This window comes from Taibaiella helva (assembly GCF_003545695.1).
Classification (GTDB): Bacteria; Bacteroidota; Bacteroidia; order Chitinophagales; family Chitinophagaceae; genus Taibaiella; species Taibaiella helva.
Window position 1 is genome coordinate 45,152 of sequence record NZ_QUZZ01000012.1, and the last position, 16,585, is coordinate 61,736.

At 52.5% G+C, this 16,585-nt stretch carries 15 protein-coding genes; 4 read left to right on the plus strand and 11 right to left on the minus strand.

Annotated features, from left to right (window positions below):
* The first annotated feature begins 16 nt into the window (after positions 1 to 16).
* The gene (locus DZC79_RS17085) at positions 17 to 1,453 is read left to right on the plus strand and encodes a TolC family protein (RefSeq protein WP_118952830.1); all 1,437 of its coding nucleotides are present in this window, start codon (positions 17 to 19) and stop codon (positions 1,451 to 1,453) included.
* Between the two features lie 69 nt (positions 1,454 to 1,522).
* On the opposite strand, the gene DZC79_RS17090 is transcribed toward DZC79_RS17085, so the two are convergent.
* The 3 genes from DZC79_RS17090 to DZC79_RS17100 form a co-directional block, all read right to left on the minus strand.
* Positions 1,523 to 2,608 carry an aminotransferase class V-fold PLP-dependent enzyme gene (locus DZC79_RS17090; RefSeq protein ID WP_118952831.1) on the minus strand — a complete coding sequence of 362 codons (1,086 nt, stop codon included), beginning with the start codon at positions 2,606 to 2,608 and terminating at the stop codon, positions 1,523 to 1,525.
* 179 nt (positions 2,609 to 2,787) lie between these two features.
* Entirely contained in the window at positions 2,788 to 4,764 is a 1,977-nt protein-coding gene (locus DZC79_RS17095; protein WP_157977230.1) for a T9SS type A sorting domain-containing protein, read from the minus strand.
* A gap of 53 nt (positions 4,765 to 4,817) precedes the next feature.
* On the minus strand, positions 4,818 to 7,430 hold the full coding sequence (locus DZC79_RS17100; RefSeq protein ID WP_118952833.1) for a PKD domain-containing protein: 2,613 nt from the start codon (positions 7,428 to 7,430) through the stop codon (positions 4,818 to 4,820).
* 201 nt (positions 7,431 to 7,631) lie between these two features.
* Between DZC79_RS17100 and DZC79_RS17105 the strand changes: the two genes are divergently transcribed.
* Entirely contained in the window at positions 7,632 to 9,566 is a 1,935-nt protein-coding gene (locus tag DZC79_RS17105; RefSeq protein WP_118952834.1) for a tetratricopeptide repeat-containing sensor histidine kinase, read from the plus strand.
* 12 nt (positions 9,567 to 9,578) lie between these two features.
* Positions 9,579 to 10,202 (plus strand): response regulator, encoded by a 624-nt coding sequence (locus tag DZC79_RS17110; protein ID WP_118952835.1) that lies wholly within the window; start codon positions 9,579 to 9,581, stop codon positions 10,200 to 10,202.
* A 165-nt stretch (positions 10,203 to 10,367) separates the two neighbouring features.
* Here the strand turns inward: DZC79_RS17110 and DZC79_RS21505 are convergent, their stop codons facing one another.
* The 5 genes from DZC79_RS21505 to DZC79_RS17135 form a co-directional block, all read right to left on the minus strand.
* Complete coding sequence (locus DZC79_RS21505; RefSeq protein WP_198666929.1) at positions 10,368 to 10,526, minus strand: hypothetical protein; 159 nt, start codon at positions 10,524 to 10,526, stop codon at positions 10,368 to 10,370.
* Positions 10,527 to 10,537: 11 nt separating this feature from the next.
* Positions 10,538 to 10,948 (minus strand): flavodoxin family protein, encoded by a 411-nt coding sequence (locus tag DZC79_RS17115; protein ID WP_198666930.1) that lies wholly within the window; start codon positions 10,946 to 10,948, stop codon positions 10,538 to 10,540.
* A gap of 376 nt (positions 10,949 to 11,324) precedes the next feature.
* Positions 11,325 to 11,549 (minus strand): hypothetical protein, encoded by a 225-nt coding sequence (locus DZC79_RS21360; RefSeq protein WP_157977231.1) that lies wholly within the window; start codon positions 11,547 to 11,549, stop codon positions 11,325 to 11,327.
* Between the two features lie 262 nt (positions 11,550 to 11,811).
* Positions 11,812 to 12,267, minus strand: coding sequence for a GNAT family N-acetyltransferase (locus tag DZC79_RS17130; RefSeq protein WP_118952838.1), 456 nt, complete (start codon positions 12,265 to 12,267; stop codon positions 11,812 to 11,814).
* Between the two features lie 56 nt (positions 12,268 to 12,323).
* A complete protein-coding gene (locus DZC79_RS17135) occupies positions 12,324 to 12,680 on the minus strand; it encodes a winged helix-turn-helix transcriptional regulator (protein ID WP_118952839.1) in 357 nt (118 codons plus the stop codon).
* Positions 12,681 to 12,788: 108 nt separating this feature from the next.
* On the opposite strand from DZC79_RS17135, the gene DZC79_RS17140 reads away from it, so the two are divergent.
* Positions 12,789 to 13,388: an FMN-dependent NADH-azoreductase gene (locus DZC79_RS17140; protein WP_118952840.1), complete on the plus strand. Its 600-nt coding sequence runs from the start codon at positions 12,789 to 12,791 to the stop codon at positions 13,386 to 13,388.
* Between the two features lie 75 nt (positions 13,389 to 13,463).
* Here DZC79_RS17140 and DZC79_RS17145 read toward each other — a convergent pair whose 3' ends face one another.
* Genes DZC79_RS17145 through DZC79_RS17155 form a run of 3 tightly spaced genes read right to left on the minus strand, consistent with a single transcriptional unit; the run spans position 13,464 to position 16,579 of the window.
* Positions 13,464 to 14,948 carry a calcineurin-like phosphoesterase C-terminal domain-containing protein gene (locus DZC79_RS17145; protein ID WP_118952841.1) on the minus strand — a complete coding sequence of 495 codons (1,485 nt, stop codon included), beginning with the start codon at positions 14,946 to 14,948 and terminating at the stop codon, positions 13,464 to 13,466.
* A 19-nt stretch (positions 14,949 to 14,967) separates the two neighbouring features.
* A complete protein-coding gene (locus DZC79_RS17150) occupies positions 14,968 to 15,267 on the minus strand; it encodes a hypothetical protein (RefSeq protein WP_118952842.1) in 300 nt (99 codons plus the stop codon).
* 34 nt (positions 15,268 to 15,301) lie between these two features.
* A complete protein-coding gene (locus DZC79_RS17155; RefSeq protein WP_157977232.1) occupies positions 15,302 to 16,579 on the minus strand; it encodes a DUF5689 domain-containing protein in 1,278 nt (425 codons plus the stop codon).
* Positions 16,580 to 16,585 lie beyond the last annotated feature (6 nt).

Below are 16,585 nucleotides of genomic sequence, written 5' to 3' on the forward strand. Positions count from 1 at the left end.
AAAAACCATCGGCATAATGATGAAAAGAAAATATAAGCTGCTGGGTATTGCCTGCTTGTCGCTGGCCTATACGGCCTGCAAGCTGCCTTCCCTGGCAGAAAAAAAAGAAAGCCAGGCAATCCCGGGCAGCTATGGCGGCAACAGTACGCAAGACTCCAGCAATACAGCAGCAATCAGGTGGCGCGACTATTTCACCGATCCCTACCTGGCTGCACTTATCGATACGGCGCTGGTCAATAACCAGGAGCTCAACATCACCTTGCAGGAGATCGACATCTCCCGCAATGAGATCCGCGCGCGTAAAGGCGAATACCTGCCTTTTGTTGGCATAAAAGCAGGTGGCGGTGTGGATAAGGTTTCCCGCTATACCAATATCGGCGCCATGGAGGCCAATACGGAGATCAAGCCCGGCAAGGAAATGCCGGAACCCCTGCCCGATTACCAGATCAGCGCAGTCGCTACCTGGGAGATCGACATCTGGCAAAAGCTGCATAACGCCAAGAAAGCGGCCGTATCGCGCTACCTGGCCACTGTTGAAGGTCGGAATTTTGTGATCACCAGCCTGGTGGCTGAGATAGCCAATTCCTACTACGAGCTGCTGGCCCTCGACAACCAGCAGGAGATCTTGCAGCAGAACATCGAGCTGCAGACCAATGCGCTGCGGATCGTCAAGCTGCAGAAAGAAGCCACCAGGGTAACCGAGCTGGCCGTACGGAAGTTCGAGGCAGAAGTATTGAAGACACAGAGCCTTCAGTACGGGATCAAACAGAGGATAACGGAAACAGAGAACCGGATCAATTTCCTGCTGGGCCGCTACCCGCAACCCATTGCCAGGAGCAAGCAGGACCTGAACAGCCTTACCCCGATGCAGGTCCATACCGGCCTGCCTGCACAGCTGCTGGCTAACCGTCCAGACATCAAACAGGCGGAGCTGCAGCTGGCGGCTGCCAAGCTGGATGTGAAAGTAGCGAAAGCGCAGTTCTACCCTTCGCTGGGTATCTCGGCCTCCATCGGCTACCGCGCGTTCAATCCGTCGTACCTGCTCAAAACGCCGGAGTCCCTGCTCTATTCCATTGCGGGCGACCTGGTAGCGCCCCTGGTGAACCGCAATGCAATAAAGGCTACCTATTACAATGCCAATGCGAAGCAGCTGCAGGCAATATACCAGTATGAACGTACGATACTCAACGCCTACGTCGAAGTGGCAAACCAGCAGGCGAAGATCGGCAACCTGGAAAAGAGCTACGACCTGAAAGCCAAACAGGTAGACGCGCTGGCCCGTTCGATCAATATCTCCAACGACCTGTTCCAGTCGGCCAGGGCCGACTACATGGAAGTATTGATGACCCAGCGCGATGTGCTGGAAGCCCGTTTCGAGCTGATCGAAACGCGGATGCAGCAAATGAATGCGGTAATCAATATTTACCAGGCGCTGGGTGGCGGCTGGAACTAAGCGCTGACACAGCATTAAAAAAAGAGGACCTTCTCCGGTCCTCTTTTTTATGTCGGGCAGCTACTGCTGTTAACGTGCTTTTTCCCAGTCCCGGATGCCTTCGGCAAGTGCTTCGATATCCACATCGGTATTGTGCATATGGATGCTGATACGGATCAGGCCGTTACGGCAGGTAGTAACGATATTCCGCTGCGCCAGGAATTCATGCAAACCCGGCGCGGCATCTATGCAGACAATAGAGGCGCGGTTCCTGGTATCCCGGTCGCCAATCAATTGCACCGGGAGCGTACCGAGCCTGTCCAGGAGAACCTGCGTGAGCCGGGTATTGTGCTGCTCGGTCTGCGGCAGTCCGTACAGCAGCTTTTCTTCTATAGCACGGTTCATCACGGTGAGCCCGAACATATTGGGACTGCCCGGCTCATAATCCGTAATGGATGCTTCCTCCTGCAACCTATCCCCCTCCCAATGAAAGTGTGTACCGGCGTTCCCCCCAAACTTCGGCGGATACCGGTCAAGCAAATCGGGATGCAGGTACATAAGGCCTGTGCCGAAACCGGCATTCATCCATTTGTAATTGCTGGCAATAACAGCATCGACCGGCAGGGCCTGCGCATCGATATCGATGGCTCCGAGACTTTGCGTGGCATCGACAAACAGCAGGACATTGTTTTGCCGGCAGATGGCGCCCAGCTGTGCCAGGTCGATCTTAAAGCCGCTTTGCCACTGCACATGACTGATCACCACGATATCGATGCCCTTCGCCTTAATCGCCGCCTCTATCTGTTCGATACCGATATGAAAGCCGTCTTGCGTATCGATCCAGGTAATAGCGAACCGGTTGCGGACAAAAGGAAGATATAAGGAAGGGAAATCGCGCCGGTACAGGAGTATTTTCTCATCGCCTTTCAGTGCATGCACCAGGGCATTGATCCCAAAGGAAAAATTGGGCAGGAAGGCTACCTGCTCCACCGCCGCATGCATGAGCCTGGCCGCATTCTTTTTAATTTCCGGGTACCGCAGGGCGCGCCATGCTTCGCTGGCGCCGGAGCTGCCGCTTTCAAACATCTGGTACAAAGCCACCCCTGCCTGTCGTACCGGTTCGGAAATAAGGCCGCAGCCGGCAGTATCGAGATAGACGAGCGGAGCGTCCTGCATAAGAACAGATTTTGTAAGCTGCAAATTTAAGCGATAAGCCCCACAACCGCAATCCGGCATAACTACAGGGCCCAAAGGACGGCATCATGCTGATCGCCTGGCCACAGTTCTTCCTCCAATGCTATAAAATAAAAACCCGGCCCCAGAGCAGGAACCGGGCTTACACCAATGGTTATGGTTTATTGGCCTGATTTCACCAGCTTTTCTACGCGCAGCAGGCGGTCATTCTTATCGCTCAGCTGCAGGAAATAAATGCCATTGTCCATGCCGGACAGGGATATCTCTTTCGTTTCGCTCTGCTGGCGGATGAGCCGCCCATCTATACTGCTGATCGCTACACGAACGGCAAAGGGCGCCTGTATGTAAACAATGTCTTTTGCAGGATTGGGGTAAATGCGGACTTGCTGTGCCATTGCCGACAGATCGTCTATGCTGCTCAGGACCATATCAAATATTGCAGAAGTATCCTTGCAGCCGCCCTTGGTCACTGCTACCTGATATTGGCCGTTCTGCGTCACTGTATACGTGCTGTTGGTGGCGCCGGCTATCTCGTCGCTGTTGCGGTACCATTGATAGGTATCGAAGGGCTGCGTGGTGCTCAGCGTATTGCTGGTCCGCACGATCACGGCTTCGGGATTGCCGATGACCACGACAAAGGTGTCGACACCATAGTGACAATAATTGCCGTGGCGCACATAATAAGTGCCCGATGTATTCACGGTGCGCCGGCTGCCGGTGCTGCCATCATCCCAGAGAAAATGATAGGCGCCGGCGGGTGCCTGGAGGACAAGCGTATCCCCGGCAGGCTTACAGGCAGCCGTATCGTGACGGGCATAGGTAGTATCGGCTACATCAGGCTTGACGAAGATACCGCCCATGGTCTCGGCGCCGCTGGAATAAGCGGGGAGTGCTACCGCATGACGGTTGAAATTACAACCCACACCAGCGGTATTGGGGTTTTGAATGCAACCCAGGTAAGCCTGGAAGGGCGCTCCGGAATAGTTGCCGGGGCCGCTGCCTGCGGGATAAAAATAGCCGTTGGTCGTGGAAGTATCACCACCATAGGAAGCAGGCAGGTAGATCTTGCCATCGGGTCCCATCCGCATCACGTTGTTGTAAGAAGAAACAGAATCAGAAAGCAGCACGCGTGAATTTTTAATGGCTGCGGCGCTGCTAAGCGCTGTATTGTATTGGAACAGGGAAGATTCGACATGCAGGTTATCGGGGTTGGCCGGGCTCATGCCACCGGGATTGAGCAGTGAAAGGTACAGCTTCTGGTTATCGGGCGAAAAGCAGAGGCTCATACCGAAGGCAAAGCTTAAGGTATCGATCACCATGGGATTGGTAATGGCCGCTGTAGTCCTGTTGAAATCGAACAGCTCAACGATCGGTACCAGCTCGCCGCCGTTCTGTCCGAAAGCGATCTTGGTACCATTATGCGCAACCGCGATATTGCCCACGAAGCTCAAAGGCCCCATAAAGCCGACCGCCCCGTTGCCGACAGCCGAAGTGACCGGTGTAGTGCTGATGCCGGTATTGCCGATCTCAAACACTTTGAACTCCGTATTGTACAGGTCATGCGTAATGAGCCAGATATTGCAATCTGTGCCCGGAACGGCTTTCATGGCTCCGGAAAGATTGTTTTGCAGCAGCACGTTCTTCTGCCCCGCCACTACATCGCCCAGCCCGTTGTTCAGGCTCATGTCCACGATCGTATACCGCAGCTCATAAGCATTGGTGGTCGCCCCGAGAAAGTCGATGTTTCCGCACATGTAGAAGATATAATACCGTTCAGGATTATCAATTACCGGGAGCACCAGGGCGGCATCTAGCGCGTTACCGCCCGAAAGCCCCGTCCCGCCGGGCATCAGGTGGTGTTCCTTATCCCATATATTGTAAGCATCAGTGTAAAACAACAGATCGCCGTTAGCATCGGCGACCGAAGCTGCGTTTACCGTGATGACAGGCGTAGTACCGGAACTATATTGTCCCTGCATGGCGGAAGTGTCCGGCACGGGAGCATTACTTACAAAATGCAGGCCGCCATACTGGTAAAATTTCCATTGGTTGTTCTCTTTGAGCGTCCAGGCAGGTTGCTGGGCGGGACTCTTGGCCCATAGGCAAAGCAGCAGCAAAGCACATAAACATCTTTTCATCATTTGCATTGTTAAACGGTTTTTGGAATATAGAAAACATTTGATCGGACAGGTTATCGTATCAGTGTTACATTGCCCTCGTAGACCTCGTGGTGAACGGCATCGATCTCAGCGCTGATACGGTAAATGTATACACCCTCCGGCTGCGCTTGTCCGTTAAAACGGCCATCCCAGCCTCTTCCATCGATGCGTTCCGTCTGGAAGACCACCTGTCCCCAGCGGTTGAGGACCTGCATGGAAAACTTGCTGAGCCTTCGGGAAAGAAGCTGCCGGGGAAAGAAATAATCGTTACTGCCATCGCCATTCGGCGTAAAAGCATTCGGGACATCGATAAAGCAATCCTTGCTGACCGAGACGGACTCCGAGCTGGTACAGCCATGCTCATTGGTAATCGTAAGGCTGTATCTTCCCTCATGCCGCACGGTAATTTCTGCTGTCGTCGCCCCGGTGCTCCAGCGATAGCTTCCCCTTCCTGCACCAGCGGCACGATTGGACAAGGTCAGCGGACGTCCCTGCAGACACAGACTGCTGTCGGGACCAAGGTCGACCATGGGCAGCGCATATACCCATACGGTATCGGCAACGGTAATTGAAGGGCATGCCCTGAACTCAGCCGTCATTGACAAAGGCATTTTGCCTGCTGTGGCATAGGCATGTTGTATTGTTTCCGCACCTGTACTCAGCGCAGAGCCATCGCCCAGCTGCCAGTGCAGGCGGCTTATCGTGCTGTCGTAGCCGGGCGACAGCAGGAGGGCTTGCCCCGTACAAAGGCTATCCTTGTCTTTAGCAAAACGAAAATCCGTTACAGGAGCGTCGACAGTAACGCGCCGTGCGATAGTATCGCGGCACAGCGCGCCGGTACCAGCCAGTGTGACCGTATAGCTTCCCGGCTGGGCATAAACATGCGTGGGGCTTAGCAGTACGCTCCCGTTACCATCGCCAAAGCGCCATTGAAAATCCGTAAAGTAAGGTTCGGAAGCATTCTGGAAAGTAATACCAGTCCCGAGACAGATCAGGGTATCCGATACGAAAGCAACGTGATGCTCCTCTTCCGGTATATACAGGTGCAGCAGCGTATCGCAATGAGCAGTATGTATCGCCAGGGTATAGCTTCCGGTTGCAGCATGGAACAGCGTATCAGTAAGCGAACGTATATCCCCGGCCGCATTGCGCCAGATGTAGTGATAGGTTACCGTATCTCCGTTATAAGTGTATACCCATGCTTTGCCGGTATCAGCCCCCTTACAGCTATTCCTTATGCTTAGCTGCGGCAGGATGCCATAAGGAAAGCTGACCCTGAAGGTATCAGTGTGAAATACGCAGGGCGGCGTATGATACCGCACCCAGTAAAGGCCCGGCGCCGTTACGGTAAGGCTTCGGGCGTTGCTGCCGGTGTTCCATTCATATTCCCATCCGGAAGTATCTGCCGCCCTCAGGGTGTATTCCGTTGCGAAGCATCCGGCAGCAGCTGGAGCATAGGTATAGAGGGTATCTCTCGAGAACACAGGTGTTGTATTGTGAAAGCCGAAGTTCATAGAAGTATTCTGCAGCAAGGTCAATCCATCGATAACTACATCGCAGGCCGGGCCGGAAAGATTAGGGAACTTTATCCAGGAGACCTTATCACCTGCGGTAGCAGAATGCTGGAAATAGATACGTCCGTCCGGACCGCATTGCAAGCCCGTATTGCGACCATTGTTGCTGACCTCTGTTCTTGTTGCGGCCGGGTCCGGCGCGGTAACATCGAACTGGTAGATGCTCTGAAAGGAGCTGCCGTAAAGCTTCCGGCTGTCGGGAGAGAAACAAATGCCGTAATAGCCCAGCTGTGGCTCCAGCTGGACCGCATCGTCTATAGCGCCCGTAGCAGCGTTAAAGCGCGCCAGCTCCAGGCCGTTGTTGCCGCCGAATATAGCCTGTTCCGAAGCGGCGATACGCTTCCTGTCGGGAGATACTGCCAGGTAGCCGAAGGAAAGATTCTTGGCGCTCGCCGCATTGGAAATCACCGGTGAGGTGTTCAGACCGGCCGCAGTCAGCTCGAAAGCCTTGTAGCGCGCCTGTCCCCTGACACAGGTCAGTATCCACATATTGCAACGGTCGCCGACGATACCGATCATCTTTTCTGTCAGCCCCGAATCGATGAGTATACCTTTACGCCCGGCTACAACATCGCCCATGCCACCGTTCAGCGTCATATCGACAATGCTGCAGAAGAGCTTTCCCCTGACAGAAGCGGGTTGGTCCACCGCAGTAAGCGAGAAAACGTAGTACTTGTGGCTGCTATCGGGCATGGGTACGATCAGCGCGCCCTGGCTGGTGCTGTTGGTTACGCCCTGCCCCAGCCCTGTGAGGTCGGAACCATTCGGCATCAGGTTACCCATACGGTCCCATACCTGCGCACCATCGGTATAGCACCGCAGGGCGCCATTGTCGTCACATACCGAAGCTGCAGATTCGAGTGTACCTGAAGGGTCCGTATTATCGATCGCCGTACGGATAGCCACCGGGGCGCCGGAGCTGAAGTCGAGGCCGGCATGGTGTCCGAAGGCCCATATCCTGTTGGCCGCAGCATTATATTGTCCCCATGCTGTATTGGTCCCGATGGCCGGCAATAATAAGATCAGGATAACGCCTAAGGACAGTTTAGCACAGCGAAGGGACAGGATCATGGCATGTTTTTGTTTACGGTCCCGGCAACAGGCGGCGCCGGAGATAAGCTATAAATAAAGATGGTTCTGCTTTTTTCAGGTTGTAATCAAAATTAGAAGGGTGCACCAGGGTAAAAAAGAGTAAAAACACTCATTTGACAGAAAGCCTTTTTGGAAAGAAAAATTACTTTTGACCCGGCCATACTTCAGAAAAGATTAAACATGCTCTGGAAAAAATACCTGTGTTACCTTATGCTGGTGTGCCTGCTCCCGCGCCCTTTGCTGCTAAACGGGCAGGAACCGGGCAGCAGGATCAGCACCGGAGAAGACACGCTTCGTGCGGCACGGCTGATGCAGCAGGCTGCTAAAATGCGGGGCACACAACCCGACAGCGCGATAAGGCTGCTGGAGGAATCGTTGAGCATAAGCCGCATGCTTCATCATGAGGAAGGTATTGCGGGCGCCTTGCTCAGCCTAGCCTTCTGCTACCAGGACAAGGGCGAATATGATAAGACCAGGAAGCTGCTGCACCTTGCTTATCCTTATTGCCAACGCCTCTCGGCGCACAACAAAAGGATACTACCGGCTTTGTATAACGGTTGGGGCGGCACTTACAACCTGCTGGGCAACAACGATAGCGCGCTTCATTTTTTCTACAAGGCACTGGCCGAAATAGAACAGCATAACAGCCGCGACAGCACAACGCTGGCCCAGGTATATGATAACCTGGGCACCACATGGATGCAGAAAGGCGCCTATGAAAAAAGCCTGGGTTATATGCAGCAGGCAGAAAATATTGCTACCCGTACCCGCGACACGACTGTGCTGGCTGATATCTATATCAACAAGGGACTGGCCTGGACAGCGCTCAACGATAGTGCAAAGGCCATGCAATATCTCCGCCTGGCCCGGTCGGTGCTGCTCAGGCAGCCGCAGAACAGGAGCATCAAGTTTGTGTATTATGCTATGGGCAACGCACAAAGCGATCTCGTAAAAGCGCTCCCCTACTATCACTCCGCACTGTCATACGACAGCACATCCGGCTTTGCCGCCGGCATGTACCAGGCTATAGGAAGCGTTTACTACCGGCTCGGCGATTACCGGAAGGCGATACCTTATTACCAGAAAGCGGAGCAGATCTGTGAAGCGAAAGGCCTGATCGTTCACCGGGTAGCCAATTACGCTGCCCTGTCTTCCATATATGCGCAGCTGGGCCAGTTTGAGAAAGCCTATCATTACCAGGCAGCCTATGCCAGCCTGAACGACAGCCTGCAGGATGCTGCCAATGCCAAAGAAGTTACCCAGCTCGAGCTGAAATACAGAACGGCCGAACAGGAAAAAGCGCTGGCTCAAAATAAAGTGCTGCTGTATAAGCTGCAAAGGGGCATTGTGCTGATCGCTGCAGGAGCATTGCTCCTGCTCGGCATCGCGGCCGGTATATGGCGCAGTGTAAGAAACAAGCAAAAGCTGCAGGCCGCGCAGATAAGGGAGCTGCAGCAACAGCAGCGGATAGAGCAGCTCCATGCCAAGATGCAGGGAGAAGAGGAAGAACGCAGCCGTATCGCCCGGGAGCTGCACGATGGGGTCAACGTGCTGCTATCGGCTACAAAAATGAACTACGCCGCGCTGGGTAAGGAATACAAAGGATTACCCGACAGCAATACCTATGGCGAGATCATGCAATTGCTGAACCATATGGGCCTGGAGCTGCGGACCATTACCTATAAGCTCGTTCCCGAACTGCTGATCCAGCAGAGCCTGCCTGATGCTATCGAAACCTTCTGCGAGCTGATCCAGAAAAGCAACCGCCTGCACATCGAGCTGCAGACCTTCGGCTCCTTCACTGCGCTGAAGCCGGAATTCTGCTTTGCCATCTACCGTATTGTACAGGAGCTGGTCCACAATATTGTCAAGCATTCCGGTGCTACGCAGGTGCTCATCGCCCTGCTTTACCAGGATGACCTGCTGCAGCTCACCGTCGAGGATAACGGCAACGGCTTCGACGCAGAAAGAACATCGAACGGCCTTGGGCTGGAAAGCATACGCAGCCGCGTAAAAGATCTCGGCGGCCAGGTAAGCTTCAACTCCCGCCCCGGGGAAGGAACCAGCGTAGAGCTCGAAGTAGCCACCTTATCCCATGACCAGCTGGCGCCATAAACCAAATACAACATGAGTATCAAGATCACAATAATAGACGACCACCCGCTCCTCATCAAAGGGCTGCAGAGCATGCTCAGCCATCATCCCGATATCGAGATCATAGGTACCTACCAGGAAAGCAGCAGCTTGCTAAAGGCATTGCAGAACGAACAGCCCGACGTATTGCTGCTGGATATACAAATGCAGGGACAGATGGGCGACGAACTGGCGCCGGTACTGCACCGCCTGTATCCCGAGGTAATGGTGCTGGTGCTGACCAACCTCGAGCACCGTTACTATATCAAATCGATGCTGCAGCATGGCGTCAAAGGTTATGTACTGAAGAGCAGCGACGAGCAGACCCTGCTCGAAGGCATACGTACCGTAGCCCGCGGTCGCGAATATTTCGACCCGGTGATCCGGAAGCAGGTATTGCAGGAGCAAAGCAGCCGCAGCCTGTTCCCATCGCTTACCCGGAGGGAAAAAGAGATCCTGAAAATGCTGACGCATAACCACAGCAGCCAGGAGATCGCCGATCACCTTTCGCTGAGCAAGCGCACGGTAGAGAACCATCGTACCCACCTGCTGCAAAAGCTGGATGTCAAAAATTCGGCCAGCCTTATCCGCAAGGCAATGGAGCTGGGCCTGATCTGAAAATGGCTCAATAAACATTGCGTCTATCTCCCAAATAAAAAGCCGCCTCAGAAGGTGGCTAAAGAGAAGCTAGTGCTTAGCGGCCGCTAATGCCGGAAGTATCTAAGATAGCCGGCAGAAATTCAGAAACCTTGCAATGTTTTATTGCATTTGTCTTGCCCTGCCTTATTCCGGCACTGCAGCGACCAGCCGTTCTGCCATCTTTTTCGCTGTCTCAGCATATTCCTTTTCATACATTGCCATCAGCTCCTCTTTGGGTGTATTTTTCTTTTTGGCCTGTGCCCTGGATTGAACGCTCAATGTTGCGAAGGGAGGTATGAACATACCCAGCGCATTTACAAAATTGCTGATGCTACCAATGATATGCTGCGATCCGTCGGAATCGCCGGTGATGATGATACCTGCGGCCTTGCCCTCCAGCCGGGAGGCTTGCCCTCCATGATCTCATCGTGCAGCTCATCCAGGCGCTCGATCGCTCTTTGGGTTTCAGAAGAATGATTGCCCCACCAAATGGGCGTGGCAAAGATGAGGATATCGGCTGCTGTTATTTTTTCGAGTATTGCGGGCCAGTCGTCGCCTTCGCCCATATTGCTATAAGTACCGGGCAGAATATGGTGCCGCACCAATTTCACGACTTCAAAGTCGACACTTTTCTTTTGTAAATAACCGGTAAAAAATTCCACCAGCGTTTCGGTATGGGACAAGCCCTCACGCTTCAGGGTGCCCAGGAGGACAATGGCCTTCATAACATCGGATGATTGGTTATTGCTCCAAACCTAACAATCCCGGACCGGGTTGGTTGATAATCTTTTGCCAAAGGGTAAAAGCGGACATGAATTCTTGTTCTTATACCAGAGATCGTAGTCAAACTATATTATTCCCTGAATTTCGTGTTTAAAATATAGCGCTTAACCTTCTCAAAAATAGCCCGGTTCCCATTATTGATCCTGCAATTGTCTACTAGCGCAATTTCTTTAAAACAAGGTCCATCCCAAATACAAACATAGGTAGCGTTAATAATACCAAATTCCCTGGTATAGTAGAAAAACCAATTATCAAAATCTTCATTCCACTTACTTTCAAAGTTAGAAGAGAAGGCATAGATGACAATGGACCGACCATTTACAACAAGGGTATCCATTGCGTATAATACTCAATGCTATCGGAAGAAATGATCTGGAATTGAGAAGTGAGCTGGTAATTCACATTGCTGATTGCCGCAAGAACAGAAGAATCCCGGGGTAACTGTTTAAGTGAGTCCAGTTCCTTCATCAATATGGTCTCTATATCCATACCGGATAGCGTATGTTCCCTGACTTTCGAGATAAATGAGTCTACAGTCTCCAAATTGCTGTTAAGGTTTTTATCCAGGCAACCATTTACTCTTACAATAGTATCCGTATTTCCTTCAAGGTATCTAAGCCACGTATGCTGGCATTGCGCCGCTGCTGTCTGATACATCAGGAAAATAAGGAGAGAAAACAAGGCCTTCATTATTACTTTAAAAAGATACGGTTTGTTCATGGAGAAAGAATAATCAAGTAACTTTTATAGATACCTTCCACTAAAGGTTTAAACGCTATAGTTTTCCGAAAAGGAATTTTCTTTCCTATACATCCCACTCATAGCTGAGCCAGTCTTTATTTTCCCGGGCGCCCAACCGTTCGTAAAATTTCTTGCCGGCTTCGTTCCAGGGCGCCACGGTCCATTTAATTTGTCCGCAGTTATGCCGTTCCGCTTCCATGCGTAGGGCATTCATCAATTGCTCCCCGATCTTCTGCCCCCTGTAAGCTTCCACGATATAAAGCTCCTTCAGGTAGATCGCGGGCCTGTTCTGCGCCGTGAAAGGCAGAAAATAATACACCAGCATCCCGGCGAGGGTACCCCGGTCATCGGCGACGATACTGTAAAAGTCCGGCGGACTTTTGCGGAATCCGCGCTCACGCACAATTTCGGGTGTGATGGCGAAAGCCTCAATATACTGTTCAAATATAGCCAGCGCCCTCATCAGGGACCAAAGCTGCTCACTGTCTTTTTCTACGGCCTTCCGGATCGTAACAGGCATGCTTCTTCTTTAAGATAACTCTTTACAGGTAAAAGCGGTACGCTATAGTGCATATCCTACCATTCTCTTCTGATCTTATTGCGATGCATTTCTCCCCAGTCGGACAAGGCATGGAGCACGTCTTTCAGCGTATCGGCATAAGATGTTACCTGGTATTCCACGACCACCGGAGCCTTCGTATGTACAATGCGTTTCACAAAGCCGTTCATTTCAAGCTCCTTCAGCTCGTTGGATAATACTCTTGCCGAGATCCCTTCGACAGCCCGCTGGATCTCGTTAAAGCGCTTGTTCCCTTCGCGCAGGGCTATGATAACACGCAGCTTCCATTTTCCGCCGATCACATACAGCGCATCGCCCACATAGGCAAGCGATCGCACACACTCCTGTGACCCAAGAACAATTTCTTCATTCATAAGTATCTGAATTTTAAAAACTATACAAAAGATTAGCGCTAACCTTTTGTATAGTGCTAATCTTTTACAAGCAAATGTAAATAGTTTTGCCCGCATAAAAATCAAATGATGAAAAAGATATTGCACATTATATCGAGCCCCAAAAACGAAGGGTCAATGAGCATTCGGCTGGGTAACGCGATCGTCGATAAGCTGCTGGCGGCTTACCCCGGCAGTACGGTAACTGAAAATAACCTGACGATCAGCGACTGGCCGCACCTGGATGGCGCTATGGCGTCCGCTTTTTATACCCCGGCCGAACAAAGAACGCCGGAGAACCTGGAAGCGCTGAGGTATTCCGATAAAGCAATACAGGAAATTATGGAGGCCGATATTATCGTCATCGGTGCACCGGTGTACAACTTCTCTATTCATTCATCGCTGAAAGCCTGGATCGATCATATCGTGCGGCGCGGCGATACGTTTAAATACGGTGAAAGCGGCCCCGAAGGCCTGGTCAAAGGCAAAAAGGTTTACCTGGCTATCAGCTCGGGCGGCGTATACAGTGATGGACCTATGAAGCCCATGGATCATGGAGAGCCTTACTTAAGGTTCATGCTGGGCTTCCTGGGGATGACAGACGTTACCGTATTCCGCATCGAGGGACTCTCTGTCCCCGGAGTGCAGGAAACGGCTGTAGAAAAAGGCCTGGCGAGCGTTGCCGTCTAGCGGGCATGGTTATGGCTTTACTCTAAAGTAAAAATACCCCGGTAGCTTACCGGGGTATTTGTTATATACTATCGATCAACCCAGGCTGATCTGTTCTTCAAACACATTGCCGAAGCGGTCTTTGGCCCTCACCCTGATCTCCCTGGCTCCGGCGGAGGGTACCGCGCTGAACAGGTGATCGGTAAGGATCGGCTCGATCCATTTGCGCGCTACCGGCAGGGCATCACCCTGATACAATTCTACCGCGGCCGGGTCGTAGCCGGTATATTGCTCCATAGCGCCTTTGGGCTTTTCATCCTCAAACCACTCCACCGTCCAGCGTTTGTCGTGGTTCCATATGTTGGCGATCACGGCATTGGCCTTCTCCTTATCAGCTCCCGGCTTATACAATCGTATCTGGTGCTGCTTTTCGTAGCCGGTAGCTTTGTAATACCAGGAAATATCGTCGCCATCCACTTCGAATACGCCAAAGCCGTTAGGTGTGCCATCGCCGCACACCGGTCCCGACCACCAGGCGCCGCATACGGTGCCCAGGTTGTGCTCGGTAATGTTGTCCTTTTCCCACACTTCGTTCCAGTGCGTATGCCCCGAAACGATCTGTACCTTATAAGGCTTCAGGAGATCGTATAAAGCTTTCCGGTTGATCACCACACCGCCCACTTCATCTTCCTTTTTCTTGTGGCGCCGCTTATCGCCGGTATTGGAAGGGATGTGCAGGGCCACCACTACGGTGCTGCCCTGCGGCACATAACGCAGGTCTTTTTCCAGCCACTTCAGCTGGGTTTCGGTAAGGTACCCGATATAACGGTGGCCTGCCCCGATAAAGAAGACGTCGTCCAGTACCACATAATGCACCTTGCCCTTATTGAAGGAGTAATAGGAAGGCCCGAATTGCGCTTCGAAGCTTTGCTGGGAATCATCGTCGGTGCGGGCTTCGTAATCCATATCGTGGTTGCCGATCACCTGCCAGAAGGGAACACCGGTCATAGCAACAGCCTTGCGGTAATCTTTGAACAAGTCGAAATTGTCCCACACCAGGTCGCCACAGCCGATACCGAAAACAGGATGATCCTTCAGCGTATGGATATGAGCCTGTGCATCCGGCGCCGAAATGGTCAGCAGCTTTTGCGCGTCCTCATCATTCTTGATCTGGGTGTCTGCCCAAACAACGAAGGTATGCTTGTTGTCGTCCCGGGCAGACCGGGTTAATGAGAAGTCCGCTTTTTGTTGCTTCACACCCTTTTGCAGCGGAGCATAAAACCGGGCGATACCCTGCTCTTGGGGCACTTCATAGCCTGCTGGCAGCGAAAAGAAAATAAAGCGCGCATCATAATGGGCTTCCAATGCATAATTTCCTTTGGCATCGGTTCGGGTAACGGAAAAACCGTCGCTTACGGTTACATCGGGAACCCCTTTCCCTTCAGCGCTGATCCTGCCGCTCACTTTCCGGAAAGAATAATCTTCCGATGCCGTGTTGTCACCGGCAAATACGGCTGTTGCTGAAAAGCCCAGGCCGGCAGAGAGCAGGCCTATGTTCTTGATAAAATTTCTCCTTTGCATAAATCAGGTTATTGAATGGTTATGATGCTTTGCGTATCGTTTGGTTAATGGTCTTCGCTTCCCTGGCGGCCTGCTGCTTCAAGGCGGCAAGGCGCTTGCGCAGCAGGGCGCGGGTCTCGTTCCTGGCTGCCTCGTATTGGATCACCAGCGATTGCAGCGTTCGAAGATGCTGCAGGTATTCGGCCTGCAGCTGCTCCATATGCTGCAGATGCTCTTCGATCTTTCGGTCCATGAGCGCAGCGCCTGCCCCTGTTCTGGCCAGCAGCTCCTTTATTCCTTTACAAAAAGCCTGGTGCTGGGCATTGCTGATCGAAGTCATTACGCGAAGATTTAATGTTATTTCCTGTTATTTTTTAATTGCTGAAGACGGCAAAATCTTCTATGCTCAACCTGCCATTGAATACCGAAGTACCGTTGGTAGGGCCCAGGCCCAGCTTATTGACCCGGAAGCGCACAGGCCCTTTCAGATCGAGAAGGAATATGGCGACTTTCGGCACATCGGAGCCATCACTTATGGCTTCTCCGGTCTGCTGCCAGGTAAGGCCGCCGTCCTGCGAGTATTCCAGCTTAAGGGTACTGCTGGCATCGGTATAATAGGCGCCGTAGGAAAAGGTCACTTTGGAAGCGCCGTTGGGCAGGTCGAAGTTCATTTGTACATAGGCGTCGAAGTCGAGCTGCTGCTGCATGCGGATGCATTGCTTTCCGGCAGGATTGAAACGGTCCCTGCCTGCGGTCGTGCCAAGGATGGCGTAATACAGCTTCCAGTTGCCGGTCTTCATATCGATATTGTTGTCGATCGCCGTCATGTTGTAGCTGCCTTTTGTTGCAGCATCGGGGCTTTCAAAGTCTTCGGGGAAGCCATTGTACAATGGCCCGCTGGCAAAGGTAACGTCGGCTTTTGTCCTCAGATATAAGCGCATGGCTGCCCCATCCTTTGTATTGCCACTGGCATTGTAAAAGCCGGCAATCCCCCTGAAGGTGGCGCTGGCCGGGAGACCATCTCCCGCGAAACCCGCACCGGCAGCTGTAGATAGCAGCAGAGCACTGTCTTTGCCATCGCTCAGGTATTTGTCGCCCGCATAAGTATCGCCCGGTTGCGGCACGGGCTTTACATCGGCCGTTACTTCTACCAGTGTGCTCTCATATTTTGCAAACTCTGCCGTGAGCGCACTAACCGAAACCGGTGTAACCTTAATGGCGGCGCCGGCAGCCAGGCGGTGCACACGGTCCGAAGCTACCTGCTCCAGCATCAACGCACCATTACGATTGACCAGGGAAAGGCCATCGACCTGCACTTCCACTGAATCGCCGGGAACATAGCGCTTCGCCGTTTCCCCGTCCATATTCAGTATAATGCCGGTAGTGCTCCCTCTTGCAGTGTTTTGCAGGATCACATAGCCTGCAGGAAAATTGGCGCCGCTGTGATCCGATATCACGACACCACGAACAGTCGTGGCGCCGGCTAACAATTCGGAGCTTATGATCACATCGCTTCCTTTATAGAGACTGCGCAGCTGGCTGACCGAAGTGAGCGGGCTGGGCGTACCCGTCGCCGGGTTTTCATTTTTCTTGATACAGGAGGCCGTTGCCAGAAGCATTAACAAGGCAAGGCCCGGAAATATGTTCTTCATTGTTTG